16 protein-coding genes and 1 pseudogene are annotated in these 16,153 nt (G+C 62.8%); 4 read left to right on the top strand and 13 right to left on the bottom strand.

What is annotated here, in order from left to right:
- Positions 1-945, bottom strand: a pseudogene (locus H5J25_RS21525) (PAS domain-containing protein); the annotation flags it as partial.
- Between the two features lie 971 nt (positions 946-1,916).
- Positions 1,917-2,510 carry a recombinase family protein gene (locus tag H5J25_RS04180; protein WP_202094877.1) on the bottom strand — a complete coding sequence of 198 codons (594 nt, stop codon included), beginning with the start codon at positions 2,508-2,510 and terminating at the stop codon, positions 1,917-1,919.
- A gap of 140 nt (positions 2,511-2,650) precedes the next feature.
- Here H5J25_RS04180 and H5J25_RS04175 point away from each other — a divergent pair, with 140 nt between their 5' ends.
- Positions 2,651-3,052: a GGDEF domain-containing protein gene (locus H5J25_RS04175; RefSeq protein WP_225883335.1), complete on the top strand. Its 402-nt coding sequence runs from the start codon at positions 2,651-2,653 to the stop codon at positions 3,050-3,052.
- Positions 3,053-3,142: 90 nt separating this feature from the next.
- Here H5J25_RS04175 and H5J25_RS04170 read toward each other — a convergent pair whose 3' ends face one another.
- Complete coding sequence (locus H5J25_RS04170; protein WP_225883334.1) at positions 3,143-5,017, bottom strand: CHASE3 domain-containing protein; 1,875 nt, start codon at positions 5,015-5,017, stop codon at positions 3,143-3,145.
- A 139-nt stretch (positions 5,018-5,156) separates the two neighbouring features.
- Here H5J25_RS04170 and H5J25_RS04165 point away from each other — a divergent pair, with 139 nt between their 5' ends.
- Together H5J25_RS04165 and H5J25_RS04160 are read left to right on the top strand one after the other, a co-directional pair.
- On the top strand, positions 5,157-7,205 hold the full coding sequence (locus H5J25_RS04165) for a PAS domain S-box protein (RefSeq protein WP_202094872.1): 2,049 nt from the start codon (positions 5,157-5,159) through the stop codon (positions 7,203-7,205).
- 143 nt (positions 7,206-7,348) lie between these two features.
- Positions 7,349-7,561, top strand: a complete 213-nt coding sequence (locus H5J25_RS04160; protein ID WP_202094869.1) for a hypothetical protein — start codon at positions 7,349-7,351, stop codon at positions 7,559-7,561.
- A 136-nt stretch (positions 7,562-7,697) separates the two neighbouring features.
- On the opposite strand, the gene H5J25_RS04155 is transcribed toward H5J25_RS04160, so the two are convergent.
- The 9 genes from H5J25_RS04155 to H5J25_RS04115 all read right to left on the bottom strand — a co-directional run bounded on the left by H5J25_RS04155 (position 7,698) and on the right by H5J25_RS04115 (position 13,779).
- Positions 7,698-8,729: a DUF3618 domain-containing protein gene (locus H5J25_RS04155; protein WP_202094867.1), complete on the bottom strand. Its 1,032-nt coding sequence runs from the start codon at positions 8,727-8,729 to the stop codon at positions 7,698-7,700.
- Positions 8,729-9,124: a phage holin family protein gene (locus tag H5J25_RS04150; protein ID WP_202094865.1), complete on the bottom strand. Its 396-nt coding sequence runs from the start codon at positions 9,122-9,124 to the stop codon at positions 8,729-8,731. Before H5J25_RS04150 ends, H5J25_RS04155 begins: the two co-directional genes overlap by 1 nt.
- A complete protein-coding gene (locus H5J25_RS04145) occupies positions 9,111-9,662 on the bottom strand; it encodes a hypothetical protein (RefSeq protein WP_225883333.1) in 552 nt (183 codons plus the stop codon). The genes H5J25_RS04150 and H5J25_RS04145 overlap by 14 nt, the downstream gene beginning before the upstream one ends.
- A complete protein-coding gene (locus H5J25_RS04140; RefSeq protein ID WP_202094862.1) occupies positions 9,662-10,048 on the bottom strand; it encodes a hypothetical protein in 387 nt (128 codons plus the stop codon). The genes H5J25_RS04145 and H5J25_RS04140 overlap by 1 nt, the downstream gene beginning before the upstream one ends.
- 14 nt (positions 10,049-10,062) lie before the next feature.
- A complete protein-coding gene (locus tag H5J25_RS04135; RefSeq protein WP_202094861.1) occupies positions 10,063-10,419 on the bottom strand; it encodes a hypothetical protein in 357 nt (118 codons plus the stop codon).
- Complete coding sequence (locus H5J25_RS04130) at positions 10,416-11,798, bottom strand: mechanosensitive ion channel (RefSeq protein ID WP_202094859.1); 1,383 nt, start codon at positions 11,796-11,798, stop codon at positions 10,416-10,418. The genes H5J25_RS04135 and H5J25_RS04130 overlap by 4 nt, the downstream gene beginning before the upstream one ends.
- A 69-nt stretch (positions 11,799-11,867) precedes the next feature.
- The gene (locus H5J25_RS04125; protein WP_202095979.1) at positions 11,868-12,716 is read right to left on the bottom strand and encodes a YsnF/AvaK domain-containing protein; all 849 of its coding nucleotides are present in this window, start codon (positions 12,714-12,716) and stop codon (positions 11,868-11,870) included.
- A gap of 29 nt (positions 12,717-12,745) precedes the next feature.
- On the bottom strand, positions 12,746-13,375 hold the full coding sequence (locus H5J25_RS04120; RefSeq protein WP_225883332.1) for an OmpA family protein: 630 nt from the start codon (positions 13,373-13,375) through the stop codon (positions 12,746-12,748).
- A gap of 17 nt (positions 13,376-13,392) precedes the next feature.
- Positions 13,393-13,779 carry a YsnF/AvaK domain-containing protein gene (locus H5J25_RS04115; RefSeq protein ID WP_202094858.1) on the bottom strand — a complete coding sequence of 129 codons (387 nt, stop codon included), beginning with the start codon at positions 13,777-13,779 and terminating at the stop codon, positions 13,393-13,395.
- Positions 13,780-14,061: 282 nt separating this feature from the next.
- Between H5J25_RS04115 and H5J25_RS04110 the strand changes: the two genes are divergently transcribed.
- Complete coding sequence (locus H5J25_RS04110) at positions 14,062-15,609, top strand: helix-turn-helix transcriptional regulator (protein ID WP_202094857.1); 1,548 nt, start codon at positions 14,062-14,064, stop codon at positions 15,607-15,609.
- Between the two features lie 53 nt (positions 15,610-15,662).
- Here H5J25_RS04110 and H5J25_RS04105 read toward each other — a convergent pair whose 3' ends face one another.
- Entirely contained in the window at positions 15,663-15,998 is a 336-nt protein-coding gene (locus H5J25_RS04105; RefSeq protein ID WP_202094856.1) for a putative quinol monooxygenase, read from the bottom strand.
- Positions 15,999-16,153 lie beyond the last annotated feature (155 nt).

Genomic DNA, 16,153 nt, shown 5'->3' with positions numbered 1-16,153 from the left:
GGCGAGGCGGAAGCCGGTTAGGTCTTGCGCTACCCCCGCCATGCGGCGGATCCGTCCCGCTTCGTAGATTGGGAAGCCGCTGTCATGGATGTAGCGCACCTCGCCATCCGGGCGGACAATCCGGTACTCTATGCTGTGGCGCTCACCTGCGCGCAGCTTCGACAGCGCCGACAGCGCCGCTTCGCGGTCACCGGGGTGCAGGCGCTCGGCCCAGTGCCCGATGTCGGACATGGCAGCGTCACGGGGCTCACCCCAGGTGTTCTCGTAAGCCGGGCTGAGATATTCCAACTGCCCCGTTTCGGCGTTCACGATCCACAGCGTGTCGGTCGAGGTCTCGGCGAAGCTTCGAAAGCGCTCTTCGCTCTGCCGTAGTGCCCTCTCGGCGAGATAGGCATCGGTCACGTCGTGACCCTCCACGAAGATGCCCGTGACGGCACCCTTGTCGTCGGTCACCGGCGCGTAGATGTAGTCGATGTAGCGCAGGCGAAACCCATCGGACTCTTCCAGACGGATGGGCACATGGGCCGCGGTGAAAGGCTCTCCGCTTTGGTACACCCGGTCGAGGTGCTCGAAGAAGCCCTGCCCTTCGATCTCCGGGAAGGCCTCGCGCACAGGCAACCCCAAAACCGCACGACCCCCGCTCAGCCGCTCGTAGGCCCGGTTGGCGAACTCGAAGACGTGCCCTTCACCCCGAAGGATTGCGATGAAACCCGGAGCCTCCTCGAACAGTCGTTTCTGACGCTCCAGTTCCGCGCGCGAACGTTTCTCGGATATAATGGTCGGCGTGGTCTCGGTGCAGACCACGAGTACCCCGCCGACGCCGTGGAGTGCGAAGTCATCGCCGATCGGGCTGTAGCTGTAGGTCCAGTACACATCCTCGCGACGACCATTGCGGGTGATCGGTACGAGCTGGTTCTCGTGCCACGTCGGCCCTCCTCCGGACATCACCTGTTCGATCTGCGGCCCTATCGTTCCCCAGATCTCAGCCCAAACGCTTTGGGCAGGCTTCCCGAGCGAGGCGGGGTGCATTTCAGGCCCGATCGAGCGGCTGTATGCATCGTTGTAGATGCAGGTGAGGCCCGGTCCCCACCAGATGTACATCGGGTGACCGGTGTTCAGAAGGATCTGCACCACAGTGCGCAGGCCCTGCGGCCAGCCCGTGGGATTTCCAAGCGGGGTCGAGGTCCAGTCATACGCACGAATAATTTGGCCCATTGCCCCGCCCCCCGCGAGGAAGGACGCTGACGTAGGTTCGGGATGCTCGTTGCTCTCGCCGCCGTCGAGGGTGAGGGTTTCCATGGACTAGAGACGCCTCCCCGTTTGAGGGCCCCCTTAGATCGTGTATGGCGGCCTTCGGCAACAGGAAGGACACGGTATTGGAGGAAATTGCATTATAGGAAATCAAGTTCGGCCGTCATCCAGCGAGTTCAGCCGGCGAGCAAGGATTCATCGGATGTGTGGAGGCTTGTCTGTTGGCCAAGGAATAACGCCGGCGCTGCAATGGTAACGATCATCTTAGAAGCGCCCGCGCTGCCCGCGACAGCGTCAACACGAGCTCAGATGGACACGTTCATGTATTGCCGTTCGAAGGTGTTCGAACATCGCGGCAAGAAAAAGTTCTGATTTGTGTCCACCAGCGTGATCAGCGTGTTCATCTGCCCGACCGATCGTTTCCACATGCTATTGGCCTTGAGTGAATGGACAGTTTCACACAAATGTCGCCGCGAGATTGCAGATCGGGCAAGATAGAAGGCTTTACCAGTATGGCACTGACCGACCTGTTCTAGACCATCTAATAAAGCGCTTCGTACAGCGCGCCTTCCTGTACCGGTTGGCGCAAAAAACGACGTCCGGTATGTCCCTTCCGTCTAAGGCTAGCATGAAATTGGCCGGTCTCGATTGTTCAGAGTCTTCAATCAGGCTGGTTTTGTCAAAGTGGCAGGCTGGCGTCCCAGTGTCCGGTATACGGTCGGGCGAGAAATCGAGAACACTTCGGCAAGATCGGTGATCGAATAATCGTTGGTGTCGTACATGCGCCGAAGCTCTTTCTGCTGACGATCAGACAGCTTGGGTTTCTTTCCGCGCAGTTTTCCTTTAGCGCGCGCCACGGCCATGCCCTCGCGTGTTCGCATGCGGATCAGATCCGCTTCGAACTCGGCGAATGTGGCAAGGATGTTAAAGAATAGCTTACCCATCGGATCGGCCGGGTCGTGGACGATAGCTCCGAGCTGCAGCTTCACGCCGCGGACCGCCAGGCTGTCCCCAATCGCGCGAGCGTCAGGTACCGATCGGGCAAGCCGGTCGAGCTTGGGCACCACTAGCGTGTCCCCGCTGCGCACAGCGGCAAGCGCCTGGTCGAGGCCCGGCCGATCACGGTTCGTGCCCGTGAACCCCTTGTCGGTATAGATGCGATCGGCAGCGACGCCGAGCTTTAGCAGCGCGTCCTGTTGGGCAGCAAGGTCCTGCTTGTCAGTCGAGCAGCGGGCATAGCCAATCAGCGTGTACGTCATAGACGCGGTGTAACGTATAAGGCCCCATCAACGCAAAACATATGGTACCATCTTTGTGAGACTCGGATTTTGATGGTTTTCCGTGGGACGTGCGACCAGCTGATGACCGTCCGTTGATCGATCGTCATTCGGACAGGGGCATGGCTCTAGAATTTGTCAGCGAGGTAGAAAAGATGAACCATTGCATCGCAATGTTCGACCTCGACCATTTCAAATCGATCAACGATCGCTTCGGCCACATCTCGGCCGACGTCGTCCTCCGCACGTTTTCGGACCTTCTCCGGTCGACGCTCCGAACCTCCGATGTGGTGGCTCGGTATGGCGGCGAAGAATTTGTGGCTATCCTAGACGGTGCATCGCTGGAGCAGGCGGAACTGGTGTGCGAACGTGTTCGCGCGAGCTTCGCAGAGGCCCCCTGCACGGCAGATGACGGACGAACCATGCGTGTTACGGTGAGCGTCGGGATCGCAGCTGTTATACCCGGGACGACTGCGGATCAGCTACTTGGGGTCGCTAACCGGGCCTTGTACGATGCCAAGTGAATGGCCGAAACAGGTTGGTGCTGGCGGCGTAATCGCAACCAGTTGCGGCAACCGTGGAATACTCGTTTCGGAACTTGCTTGAGCGACTCCTCAGTCGCGACGGTTATCGCCCTCGCCATCTAGAACCTGACGAACCTTCACTGCGAGCTGATCGATCCCGAACGGTTTCGAGATGAACGCAACGCCTGGATCGAGCACGCCGTTATGGACGACTGCATTGCGGGTGTAGCCGGTCGTGAAGAGCACCTTGAGAGTGGATCGCTGCTCGCGGGCGGTGTCCGCCAACTCCCGTCCGTTCATGCCCGGCATGACGATATCCGAAAACAGCAGATCGACACGTGGCTGGATCGCGAGCACGGCGAGCGCCTGCATACCATCCGATGCCTGGACCACAGTGTAACCGAGGCTTCGCAGGGCGTCGACCGACATATGCCGCACGCGCTCCTCGTCCTCGACCACCAGCACGATCTCGCCGTCCCTCGCGCGGGGAATTTCAACGGTGCCAGCCCTTGCATCGGACAGCGTGCTTGCCGCGCCGAAGTGGCGGGGCATGTAGAGCTTTACCGTCGTTCCCTGATCGGGCTCCGAGTAGATCTTGATGTGACCACCCGACTGCTTGACGAACCCGAACACCTGGCTGAGCCCGAGCCCGGTGCCCTTGCCGACACCCTTGGTCGTGTAGAAGGGATCGAACGCGCGTTCGATGACGTGGGGTGGCATGCCCGTGCCGGTGTCGGTGATGCAGAGCACCACGTATTGACCTGCGGTGACCTCGTCATGCTCGGCGGCATAGCGTTCATCGAGATGCGTGTTGTTGGTTTCCAGCGTCAGCTTGCCGCCATCGGGCATGGCGTCGCGGGCATTGACGCACAGGTTCAGAACGGCGTTTTCGAGCTGTCCTGCGTCGATAAAGGCAGGCCATAGTCCCCCCGCCAGCACCGTTTCGATCGCGATATGCTCGCCGATGGTGCGTCGCAGCAGTTCCGACATTCCGCCGACCAACTTGTTGGTGTCGATCGCACGCGGTTCGAGGGGTTGCTGACGCGAGAAGGCTAGCAGCCGCGCGGTCAGTTGGGCGGCACGCCGAGCGCCATCTATGGCGTTGTCGATATAGGCCTTGGCCTTGGCGGGTGCTTCGTCGAACCGGCGCTGCGCCATGTCGAGCGAGCCGATCACGATCGCGAGCATGTTGTTGAAGTCGTGCGCGATGCCGCCGGTGAGCTGGCCGATGCTTTCCATCTTCTGCATCTGGCGGACCTGTCCCTCAGCCGAGGTGCGCTCCGCGACTTCGCTCTTCAGCCGTTCGTTGGCGATACCGAGTTCATCGCGTGCCACGATGGCTTCATGCAGGCGCTTGCGGGCATCACGGATTGCCAGAAGCGCAAGCAGCACGATGGCGATGCCGCTCGCCAGAAGCGCGAGCTTTACGAGGCGCGCTTGACGGTCGGCTGCTGCACCCCGCGCGGCAAGGAGCCTTTGCTCCTTGCGGTCCATCGCCGCCACGACAGATCGAAGCCGGTCCATCATGCGCTTCCCGCTGCCCTCGCGCACGATCGCAATCGCACCGCGCGCATCACCGAGCCGGTAGCGTTCGATCGTGGCGCGCAAGATATCCTGTCGCTGGTTGGAAACCGCGTTCAGGGTTTTGGCTCGCGCCAGTTGTTCGGGGTTGTCGGCGATCGCGGCGTCGAGCGCAATGAACTCTTTGCCCAGCCCGGCCAGCGCAGCCTCATAGGGTTCGAGATAAGCGATCTGGCCGGTAAGCAAATACCCGCGCTGCCCCGTCTCGGCATCCTGAAAGCGAGAAAGGATCATGCCGAGGCGCTTTTGCACCTCCAGCGTGTGGCGGACGGCCTCGAACGAGCGCTCCTGCCGATCCGCGAGCCACAAGCTGCCGAGGCCGGTCAGCGCAAGCAACGCGAACCCGATAATGAGGGGTAGAAGAGACCGATATCGAAGGCTCATGTGCATCGTCGCGTAATGCGAGGCGGCGGGGGCCGCCACAAGTCGCAAATCAACTTTAAAGGTGAGCCAAAACCGGTCGAGCGCGTTGAGCACCTGACAATTGTTACCAGATTTCCGCGTTTCCCGTAGGCATATCCATATGAATTATACCGAACCGACTGCGCCGCATCCCCGGCCGCATAGCGACAGAATCGCGCGCCTGGTTCTCGACAGTGCGACCGACTTTGCCATCATCTCGATCGATCTGGACGGCAATATCACCAGCTGGAACCCAGGCGCCGAGCATCTGCTCGGATGGAGCGAGGCTGAAATCATCGGCAAGAACGCCTGCATCTTCTTCACCGACGACGACAAGGTGAACGGGGTGTGCGATGCCGAGATGATTGGCGCAGCACGTGATGGCCGTGCGGAAGACGAGCGCTGGCACCAGCGCAAAGATGGCGGCCGTATTTGGGCGTCCGGTTTGATGATGCGCTTCGAGGCCGAGGATAGCGACCAACATATCGGCTATATCAAGATCCTGCGGGATCGCACCCCCCAGCACGAAGCCGAACAGCGCCTGCGCGACAGCCAGCGGCAACTGGCGACCGCGTTGGACGCGGGAAGGCTCGGCACCTGGCAACTCGACGCGGCAACCTTGCTCCTGAGCTGCGACGATGCGTGCAAGGCCAATTTCGGGCGTGGTGCCGACGATGCGTTTTCCTTCCACGCACTCCTGGATGCTGTTCATTCGGACCATCGCGACGAGGTCAGCGCCGGGATCGAGCACGCGTTGGAAAGTGGCGACACCTATGATGCTGACTATCCGATCCGCTGGCCCGATGGCAGCGAACACTGGATTCATTTACGCGGAACCGTGCAATGCGCAATCGATGGGACATCAATGACGATGACCGGCGTGACGCTTGAGGTCACCGACCGCAAGCGTACCGAGGAAGCGTTGAGCCAACTCGCACTCAAGCTCGAACATGCGGTCGACGAGCGGACTGCAGCCCTTCAAGCCGCAAACGACCAGCTTCGACGGGAAATTGCCGAGCGCCACCACACCGAAGAAACCTTGCGCCAGGCGCAGAAGATGGAGGCGGTCGGTCAACTTACCGGCGGGGTGGCGCATGATTTCAACAATCTGCTGACCATCATTCGCGGCAGCACTGATCTGTTGCAGCGCGACGATGTGACTGAGGAAAAGCGCAAGCGCTACATCAAGGCGATCTCCGAAACGGTCGATCGCGCAGCATCTCTCACCGGCCAATTGCTCGCGTTCGCGCGCCGGCAGCCGCTCAAGCCGCAGGTGTTCGAACCGAAAGCACGTCTAGCGTCGATCGACGATATGCTGCGCTCGACTGTCGGTTCGCAGATCACCATCGAGCGTGACGTCGCACCCGACGTTTGGCCGGTCCTTGCCGATCCCGCGCAGTTCGACACCGCCATGCTCAACCTGACGGTCAATGCGCGCGACGCCATGCCTGAAGGCGGGGTGCTCCGCTTTGTCGCGCGCAATGTCGATCAGATCCCGGCGCGGCGAGGCCATGAAGCGACGCTAGGCACGTTCGTTGCGATCGAGGTCAGCGACACCGGCACGGGTATCAGCGATGATCTGATCGACCGCATCTACGAACCCTTTTTCACGACCAAGGATGTCGGCAAGGGCACCGGCCTCGGCCTCAGCCAGGTGATCGGCTTCGCCAAGCAGACAGGCGGTGATATCGTGACCGCGAGCGATCCGGGCCAAGGGGCCCGGTTCACGCTGTATCTGCCTCGTGCGCATGACGAGATGTTGGCCGACAAACCAATAACCGCCGAGGAAGGCGTGAGCCTGAGGGGCCATGGCTGCATTCTGGTTGTCGAGGACAATGTGCAGGTCGGCGAGTTCGCGACCCAGATGCTGCACGATCTCGGGTTTGGAACGACGTGGGCCGCCAATGCGCAGGCGGCGCTCGACCTGATCAACCAGCACCCCGAAAAATTCGACGTGGTGTTTTCGGACGTGGTGATGCCCGGCATGAATGGAGTCGAGTTGGCGCAGCGGCTGCGCCGCGACCATCCCGCTCTCCCGGTCGTCCTCGCGAGCGGCTATAGCCAGGTCATAGCCGAGGAGGGCTCGCATGGCTTTGAGCTGCTTCAGAAACCCTATTCGGTCGACCGCGTGGCGAAGGTCCTCAACCGGCTGCTGGCAGCGCGACCGTGATAGCGTCATACCCGCTTCGGCTATCCCGTGAGGTGTTCGTAGCCAGTGACTTGCGCTTCAAGCTCGACGCCCGCTCGGTCCGGAGCGCGTAGGGTGAATAGCGACAAAAAAGAGTCTTCGATGTCCATGATGCGAGCTGCGCATTGGATATCGACCTTCATGCGCTCTCCCAAGAAGTCGGTGCGATGCAACTCGCTGCCGACCATATCTCGGACCCCGGCTACGCCTTTTTGGCTCAGCAGATTGCAAAGCTTTCTCAAAAGTCGTTCATGAAGATCGCTGATCGGCAGGGCGTCGTCGATAACCAGATCAGTTGGTGGCCTCGCATCAGCGACGACGAGCTACCGCCCCCTTAATTTGATCCTACGGTGATTCCCATCCATCATCTGAGAAGCTACATTCTGTACTCCCCGCCACTTACTCCGATTTAGCGTGAACGGCTCGCTATGCTGATCGCGTCGGCCGGCGCGTGCCGCCGGCCGCGCCTGTGATTCAACGCAACGTCTGCTCGTCATTGCTCCTTTGGTGACCACCACCTGCTTCGTTGCCGCTACTTGCGAAGTGGGTCTGGACGCTGTCCTTCCCGGCGCTGACCGCTTCGCCCGCAACCTGCTTGACGGCACCGGCCAAAGCGCCGCTTTTCAGGTCCGCCACCATCTCGCCGACGGGCTTATCGCCAGTGAGGCCGTGGGCTTCGGCACTGTCCTTCACGGCACCGAGCGACTCCGAAGCAACCCGCGTACCGCGATCGACGACATCCTGTGCGAGCTCGCGGCCAGCCGAACGCAGCTTTTCCGCGGTCGCGCCGAGCGCACGCTCTTCTTCCTCGGTCGTCGGGATCAGCGAGCCGGCAACGATCCCAACCAGGGCGGCGACCGCGCCAAGCGCGAAGGGGTTGCTGGTCGCCGAAACCAGCGTGTCGCGCGTCGATCGTGCTATGGATGTCATCCCTTCCTGAGTGGCGTATGCGTGATGCCGGGCGCGCTCGCCGATGCTGCCCGCAACGTGCGAGGTGCCGGTCGAGAGGTCGTGCGCAGTCTCGCGAACGCGCTGCGTCGCCGACGCGACCGCGTCCTTGATCCTCTCGCTGTAGCTGGTGTCGGTATCGGAGCTGTTCCGGGTGATCCCGAGCACGTGGCCACGGGCGTCATCAAGTCGGGCAGCGTGCACGTCGACATGCTCATCGGGCAACCGCACCGTCTGAGCCTCCGCGTCCCGCAATCGGCTGGTTAGGTCCGGTTGGTAAGAGCTCCTGCTCGAGGCCGCTGATTGGCGGCCGCTCGACGCCATGAGCCAGGCAAGCCCGACGCCGGTGAGAAGCGCCGGCAGCGGATTGGCCTTCAGCTTCGACACGACCTCCTGGGTGAAATCCGCTCCGTCGCCACCTTTGAAGTAGGCGAACGCGTCATTGACCAGCTGGCCCGGCGACAGCCGGTCCTGCAGCTCGTCGAGCCGATTATCCATGCGCGCTCGTGTTCTCGCCAGATCGCGCTCGATCTGGTCGGTCTCCGTCGTTTCCGACATTACAAATGCTCCTTGAGAATGCGGGCGTCCTTGCTGAGGCTCGCCGTCGTCCGATCCGGGGTGATGTTCTTCAGCGACAGCTTGGCAAGGCCGCCGCGGGCGATGAGCCCGCCGACTAGGATGATCACGGCACCGACGATCAGCAGCGCCGCCCAATCGGGGATCCACATCGCGAGGATGGCCGCACCGCCCTCGAGCAGTACGACCAGGCCAGCGAACGCTACGAGAGCGCCGCCCACGAGCGAGATGCCCCCACCCAGCAGCCCGTGCAGCTTCTCGTCGAACTCGGCGCGGGCGAGTGCCAGCTCCCCTTTGACGAGGTCCTGGACGTCCCCGGCGAGACCGCCGGCAATTTCGCCGAGCGTGTGAGGCGCGCGAGGGTCAGCGTTGCTCATGGCCCATCTCCGGCAAAGTGGGGAGGTCGTCGCGAGACACATCGGCGGCGACGATCTTGCCGAAGCGCGCCAGACCGAAGCCCGCCGCGAACATCGCCCCAATGAACACCGCCGGCTGTCGGCGGGCGAAGCTCTGCACCTGGCCGAACAGCGCCTGGACGTCATTCTCGCGCAGCGAACTAGCCAGCGTCGAGAGCTCGGTAGCGCCGCGCTCGACCGCGCCGGCGATCCAGTCCTGTTTCCCGTGGAGTTGCTCACCAGAGCGATGGACGCTCTCGGCGAGACTATCAAGCTGGTCGGCCAAGCCGGCCTTCTGCCCTTCCACCGCGCTCACCGCCTTGTCCTTGACCTGGCCGACCAGCGAGGAGGCCTTGTCCGCAGCTTGGCCGGCAACCTCCTTCGCCTGCTCGGCGGCGCCGCTGGCGGCGGAGGACGTGGAACCACCGGCCGCAGGCGCGCCGGCTGGCGGCTGAGTTCCAAGCTGCCCCCCGAAAGGCGGGCTGGCGGAAGGTTGGCTCGGTGGCATCGGATCGTTCATCATACTCTCCTTCGAGTTTGTTGGTCTGGACAGGTCTGAGGAGGCGCCAGCTTCAAACTGCCCGCGACAACGCCGCACCGAACACTGGCGCCGGCAACGGCCAGTGGGATGGTCGGATCCTTCAATTCGGTAGCCACCCGCATCAGATCGCTGGCACTCAGATGCGCCGGATCATTGTCGTTGGCGCGATACGCCTTGGCGGCACGGCCGAGCTGCTGGAGCTGGCCAACCGACAGATGGGACGACAGGTCCAAGCCTACGCATCCGGCACGCTGCGCGTCGAGGCCATAGCGGGTGAGCGCGGTCGCGATCTGGGTCGAGGGCGTCGCGCAGCCGGCAAGTGGCGTCAGCGCGCTCCCGACCAGTGCTGCCCGGGATAGGACCATGCTGCGTACCGCGATCACTTGCCGCGGATCGCATCGGCCTGCCGGTCGAGCGCCTTTCCGGTCTGCTTCGCGTCCTTGCGAATAGCGGCGGCTTGCTGTTCCAGCGCGTCGGCGCGCTGATCGGCCGCTGCGCGGACCTCGTCGGCGCGATCCTCCGTAGCATCCGCCTGCGCCTCGATCGCGCGGCTTTGATCGCGCGCAGTGCGATCCTGAGCCTCGCCGATACGCTCTTGCGGACCATCGCCGAGCGCTCCCCCGCTTGCATTGGCGGCGGCATCCGCCTTTTCACCGGCATTCTCGCGCGGACCATCGCAGCCGGCGACAAGAGCCAGCGCGAACCCGGCCGCCGCGAGGTGCAGCCGATGCCTCATGACTGCGGACCCTGGTTGGGCGGCGTGCCGGTGCCGGGGCGCAGCGTGGTGCTCATTGCCGGAGGGATGGACTCTCCACCGCTGGACCCGGCGAGCTTCTGCACCATCCTGGCAGCCGCATCCCGGCCGCCCAGCCCGAAGGCCAGGGCGAAGGCGACGGCGATGGCGCCTAGGATCAGACCGAACGCCAGGTTGATGATGTCATCGGCCAACCCCATGAAGCGCAGGCCGATCGCGGTCCCGAGTACGATGATGGCGATCTGGACAATTTTGGCGGTCAACTCCGCATTTGCTCCGCCGCTCGCCCGCACCACAGTCGCGACGAGCTTGGAGATCGCGACGGCAGCAGCGATGATGACAGCACCGAAGATCACCGACCCGAGCAGAGTAAGGATCTCGGCCATCATCTGCGAGCCGTAGGCGAAGTTCAGCTGACGGAACGCCTCCATCAGACCGAAGATGATGATGGCGACGAACACGGCATTGCCGAGCAGCTTGGACGGCACCAGCGCGGGCGTGGCCGACGCACCGGCAGAAGTCGGCGGCACGCCGGCGGCAGTAGTTGTGCCTGCGCTTGCCGACGGGAAGATGCCGAGCGCCGCGATTGTCCGGTCGAACCCGGTGCTGCTGAGGAACTGCGCGAGAAGCTGCGAGGCGAACCGCCCGATCACATAGGCCAGCGCCAGGATGATGGCAGCGGCGATGACGTGCGGGATGCTGTCGAGAATGATCCGGAGCATCGCCGTCGCCGGATCGGAGATCGCGCGGATGTTCAGTTGATCGAGCGCTGCGATCGCGACCGGGATGATGATGAGCGCGAAGACGATCCCGCCGAACATGCGGGGCAGGGTGGTCGGATCGGCCTTCGGCATACCGGCGCGTTCGGCGATCTGCTCGGTGCGTGCGGCGGTCAGTACCGCTTCGATCGCCTTCTTGGCGACGCTGGCGACGATATAGCCGACGAAGAAGATGAGCACCGCGCCGATGATGTTCGGGATGGCGGCGCCGAACCCGTTGAGCATGCGCCCGATCGGGCTGGTGGCGGCAGCGAGCCCGAGCGGCTGCGCTGCAAGGACGAGGGCGATCAGGATGACGATCCAGAAAGCGGCGTCACCGACCTGAGCGCCGACGCTTTTGGGGTGACGCCCGGCTGCCTCGGGTACGCCAGAGTGGCGATGGGCATGACGGGCCAGCGGCGTCTTGTTGACGAGCGCAGCGACGCCCCACTTGGCGGCCTTAGCCACCAGATAGCCGATAAGCAGGATGACGGCGGCCGCGAGGATACGCGGACCCCATTCCTGAGCATAGAGCATGGCGGTATCGCCGAGGTTGCGCGTACTGGCGATCATGCCGTCCGCGGTTACATAGTTCGGCTGCATCGCCAGCTCCCCGTTCATTCAAAAAGACCGTAGGCCTGCGCGGGCAAACCCGCGCAGGCCACCACCGACTTAGATACGCTTGTCGGTGGAACCGAAGGTCGAGCCCGTGCTCGTCTCGACATCGGTATCTCGATCGATCTCGACATCGGTCTTGCGGACCGTGTCCTCGACGTCCTCGACGTGGGTCTCGGCCGTCTTCGAGACGACGACCTCTTCGACCACGCGGGCGGTCTTGCCGACGACGGCCTCTTCGCCCGTCGCCGTCATGTCGATCGTCCGCTCGCGGAACGCGTCGGCATCGGCTGCCGACAGCGGCTGGTCGACGGTGCGGCGCTCGACGTTGATCTGCTCGTTGCGCAGCCGGATCTGCTCATGGACGGGCGTCTCCGTTACATAGGAGCGGACGCGGACGCCGCCACGGCTGACGTCGCGCTTGCCGACGACGAGCTGTTCCTCGACGACCGGGATCACCTCCTCGCGATTACCCACATCGCGGTCGGTGCGATCCGTCTCGCTCAGCGCACCCAGCCCGGCACCGGCGCCGGTCCCACCGGCATAATCCCAGCCCTTGGCCTTCCACTGGTTGGAACGGTCGTCGATATCGACTGTGTTGGCTTCCTCGAGCACCTTCACGGCCTCGTCGACGCAGTCGTCATCGACGTCGGCGGTGAGCAGCACGCCGCCGCGGCGGACGCCTTCCTCGTAGGTGTGGCGGTCCTCGTCGGGGACGAACGCGTTCTTGATCGAGTCCCAGAAACCCCGGTCTTGGTGCGTCGAGTAGCCGCTATCCTTGTAGCCGGTGCTCGACTTGTCGTGCAGATGGACGTGATCGGCGTCGACGCGGGCGCTCTTGAGGCGCTCCTTGGCGCGCTCGGCGTCCGCCCGCGTGTCAAACAGAGCAGTAATGGTGCTGGACATGGTCTTCACTCCTTCAGTTTGTGGTTGGTTCAGCGCGCCGTGACGACGAGCTCGGTGCGCCGGTTTTCGAAGCGGCCACCTGCGGACGCATTGGTGTCCACCGGATCGGACTCGCCGCCGGAGACAGTTTCGATGCGACCGGCATCGATGCCTTTAGCAACCAGCGCATTTTTGACGCTGTTAGCCCGGGCCTTGCCGAGCGCCATGTTAACCGGATCAGAGCCCCGCGAGTCAGCGTAGCCTGCGATCCGGATCTTAGCGGTGCCGTACTGCTTCAGCGTCGTGGCGACCTGGTCGATCTCGGCGGCGTCGGCGGCACGGATGTCGCTCTTGGCGGTGTCGAAGTTCAGCTTCTCGAACGTGAAGGTCCGCGGCAGCGCCTCGGTGCCGCCGAGATAGGCGCCAAGACCAGACGTGCCGACGAGCGCATTCGACCGAGCCGCATTCGGCGTGGCAGCGACGACTTCGGTGGGAGCAGCGGTCGGCGCGGGAGCTGGCGCGACCGCAACCGGCTCTTCGCGGTTGCAGCGGCTCAGCGCGAACAACAAAGCGAGCAGGCCAAGGCCAAGCAGCAGCCAAGGCAGCCAGTTGAACTTCTTGCCCTTCTCGATGTGGATGTGCCTCGGCGCTCCATCCTTGTGGTCGTTTGGTCCTGCCATCAAAGTCTCTCCTGTTATTACGGCTGAACGCTGTCCTGCTCGACAATGGCGCGCATCGTCTTGAGCGTGGTGGGAATGTGCACGTCTTCTGTGTGAGCGACGCGCCGGATCACGAGTTCTTCGATTACGAATAGCCGCTTCTCCACAACGAGCCGCTCTTCGACGACGGAGACGACAAGCGTGTCCCCTTCCTCGACGGGTGCAGGAGGAGTGGCTACCTCCCGCTCAACCTTGCGGCGCTCAACCAGCAGCTCTTCGCGGGAAAGGCGCGCGACGACATCGGTGTGCTTTTCCTCGACGACGGTGCGCACCCGGACGTGGTCGGTTTCAACTTCACGCCGCCCAATAACGGGCTGTTCTTCAATGACCGGGATAGTCCGCGTCTGATCTATGTTATCGCTCATCGCGACACCCAGACTCTTGCGAAGTCATTACCCTTGGCAATCATTTTATGTGAATAGGCAGGCGACATCGCACTTCCCGGATAAGTGTCTCGCCGTGCTCAACGTCGTCTTGGGTCGAAGGGTCCGTTGGGGAATACCGCTGGTTTCAACGGCCATAGTGCATTTGCATCAAAACGGGGGGTGCATCGCCAGCTCTGAAAGCTGGTGCTTTGGGGAACCATGTGCAGTGTAGGTTCTTCGGAATCCGGACTGTGCTTGGCTGTACAACGCGAAGGAGAAGGGATGGTGGCGCAGACAGTGGATGGGACAGAAGTGCCCCCGCCCCAGAACGCACCAGGTGCTGCGATCGCGGCGCTTCCTCATGTGATCTCGGGTAACACGCTGCACCACCTCGAGCAGCTGATCGAGGGGTTGAGCGGAGGGATTATCCTGACGGATCCCGCAGGCACCATCGTCTGGGCGAACAGGGCGGCGCTCGCGATGCACGGCGTGACCTCGATGGAGGAGCTTGGCCTAACGAGCGATGAGTTCTGTCGCCGCTTCCATCTGCGCGACGAGCGGCACCGCAGGCTGCAGACGCGGCACTACCCGATCATGCGCGCGCTGGCCGGCGAGCTGTTCGATAACCTCCTCGTCGAGGTGGCCGCGATCGGGACGGACGAGCCCCGCTGGGTTCATCAGGTGCGATCCGTCGCGCTGAGCGATCCTGACGGCGAACCCGACTGCATTGCTCTGGTCATTCAGGACGTAAGCGCGCGCTTCGAGGCGGAAGCGCGCTTTGAGGCCATGTTCCAAGCCAATCCCGCACCGGCAATGATCGCGAGGCTAGCCGATCAGCGCTTCGTCAAGGTCAACCAGGGCTTCCTCGAGCTTGCCGGGCTCGCCCGTGACCTCGTCATTGGAAAGAACCTCTACGAGTTCGACATCTTCTACAATGCAGAGCGGCGCGAGCTTGCCCAGGAGCGGCTTGCCGCCGGGCGGACCATACCGCAGATGGAGGCCGAGCTTCCGCTGCCCAAAGGGCACGGCAAGCTGGTGATCGTGGCGGGACAACCGATCGAACTCGCTGATGAGCCGTGCATGCTGTTCACGTTTGCGGACCTCGAGCCGAGGCGAAAGGCGGAGACCGCGCTCCGCGCCGGCGAGAAGCATTTCGCTACGGTCTTCAACATGGCTCCCGTCGCGATGGTCCTGACCTCGCTCGACGGGCACCGCATCATCGAAGCTAATGAGGCGTTCGCGCGTATGACTGGCTACCCCATCGCATCAAGCATCGGCCGCGCTCCGGACGAACTGGAGCTCTGGAATGACGCCGAGCAGCGCCTGCATGTCGAGGAGGAGATCGCGCATCACGGCGGCGTTCGTAACTGCGACGTTCGGTTGTTGCACAAGGAAGGCGATGCGATCGAATGCTTGCTCTCCGCCGAACGGATCAGCCTGCGCGACGAGAAATCTATCCTCTGGCTCTATCAAGACATCACTGCTCGGCGGCATACTGAGCTGGAGCTGATCGAAGCGATCGAAGCGGTGATGAAGGACACTAACTGGTTTAGCCGGTCGGTCATGGAGAAGCTCGCGAACCTGCGCGATCCACGCTCCGGTAAAGCGCCGCCGCCACAAGTCGCCGAATTGACGCAACGCGAACGAGAGGTTCTGGAGCTGATCTGCGAGGGTCTGGAGGACAAGGCGATTGCCGATCGGCTTTCCGTGTCGAACAACACCATCCGGAACCATGTGGCGAGAATCTACTCCAAGATCGGCGTCAACAGGCGCAGCGCCGCTGTTATCTGGGCGCGCGAGCGGGGCTTGTCCGGCGCCGGCGTGCAGTAGCAGCGTCGCGGCGGCATTTCGCCAGCCTAGCTTGCCGCGATTGCCTGCGACACCTAAGTCCCGACCGCTGCCTTATTGCGAAGCACATCTACCCGGTAGACGTGGGCGGGAGACGTGAGAATCTCATTCACGCGGGAGTTGTCGCGGAAGATATCGCCGCCTCCACCGACCACATGCGCGTCCCGGCCCGCGATGTTGGGGAACGCCTCGAAGATACCGAACGTCGTAGGGGAGTAGCGCACGCCGAACCAGGGGCCTGTCGCTGACTCGTCCAGTACGCACCCGTATATGTCACGCAGCATCTGCACGACATCATCTTCCTTACCCGGCCTGGCTTCGATGTGGATGTAGAACGCTTTGTGTCCGTCCTCGCCGTTTTCGCCGGTCACAATAACGCCCCGGTGAGGCTCGCTCGATGTTGTTCGGGGAACGGGATAGGTTTAGGAAGGGCGGCAAGGTCTTTGGGGCGGGTGAAGGCGGAGTGGCGTTCGTCAGGGCTACACCTTTGCAGACTGGCAGCCCTACTCGGCTCGCCGAAGCCATA

Source organism: Sphingomonas aliaeris (assembly GCF_016743815.1).
GTDB classification, from domain to species: domain Bacteria; phylum Pseudomonadota; class Alphaproteobacteria; order Sphingomonadales; family Sphingomonadaceae; genus Sphingomonas; species Sphingomonas aliaeris.
The sequence above is the reverse complement of the archived record's forward strand: the minus strand, read 5'-3'. Positions and strand labels throughout refer to the sequence as shown.

Bases quoted from the DNA above. Each gene is read 5' to 3' on its own strand.
- H5J25_RS04180 (WP_202094877.1), bottom strand. From the start codon at position 2,510: ATGACGTACACGCTGATTGGCTATGCCCGCTGCTCGACTGACAAGCAG.
- H5J25_RS04175 (WP_225883335.1), top strand. From the start codon at position 2,651: ATGGCTCTAGAATTTGTCAGCGAGGTAGAAAAGATGAACCATTGCATC.
- H5J25_RS04170 (WP_225883334.1), bottom strand. From the start codon at position 5,017: ATGAGCCTTCGATATCGGTCTCTTCTACCCCTCATTATCGGGTTCGCG.
- H5J25_RS04165 (WP_202094872.1), top strand. From the start codon at position 5,157: ATGAATTATACCGAACCGACTGCGCCGCATCCCCGGCCGCATAGCGAC.
- H5J25_RS04155 (WP_202094867.1), bottom strand. From the start codon at position 8,729: ATGTCGGAAACGACGGAGACCGACCAGATCGAGCGCGATCTGGCGAGA.
- H5J25_RS04150 (WP_202094865.1), bottom strand. From the start codon at position 9,124: ATGAGCAACGCTGACCCTCGCGCGCCTCACACGCTCGGCGAAATTGCC.
- H5J25_RS04145 (WP_225883333.1), bottom strand. From the start codon at position 9,662: ATGAACGATCCGATGCCACCGAGCCAACCTTCCGCCAGCCCGCCTTTC.
- H5J25_RS04140 (WP_202094862.1), bottom strand. From the start codon at position 10,048: ATGGTCCTATCCCGGGCAGCACTGGTCGGGAGCGCGCTGACGCCACTT.
- H5J25_RS04135 (WP_202094861.1), bottom strand. From the start codon at position 10,419: ATGAGGCATCGGCTGCACCTCGCGGCGGCCGGGTTCGCGCTGGCTCTT.
- H5J25_RS04130 (WP_202094859.1), bottom strand. From the start codon at position 11,798: ATGCAGCCGAACTATGTAACCGCGGACGGCATGATCGCCAGTACGCGC.
- H5J25_RS04125 (WP_202095979.1), bottom strand. From the start codon at position 12,716: ATGTCCAGCACCATTACTGCTCTGTTTGACACGCGGGCGGACGCCGAG.
- H5J25_RS04120 (WP_225883332.1), bottom strand. From the start codon at position 13,375: ATGGCAGGACCAAACGACCACAAGGATGGAGCGCCGAGGCACATCCAC.
- H5J25_RS04115 (WP_202094858.1), bottom strand. From the start codon at position 13,779: ATGAGCGATAACATAGATCAGACGCGGACTATCCCGGTCATTGAAGAA.
- H5J25_RS04110 (WP_202094857.1), top strand. From the start codon at position 14,062: ATGGTGGCGCAGACAGTGGATGGGACAGAAGTGCCCCCGCCCCAGAAC.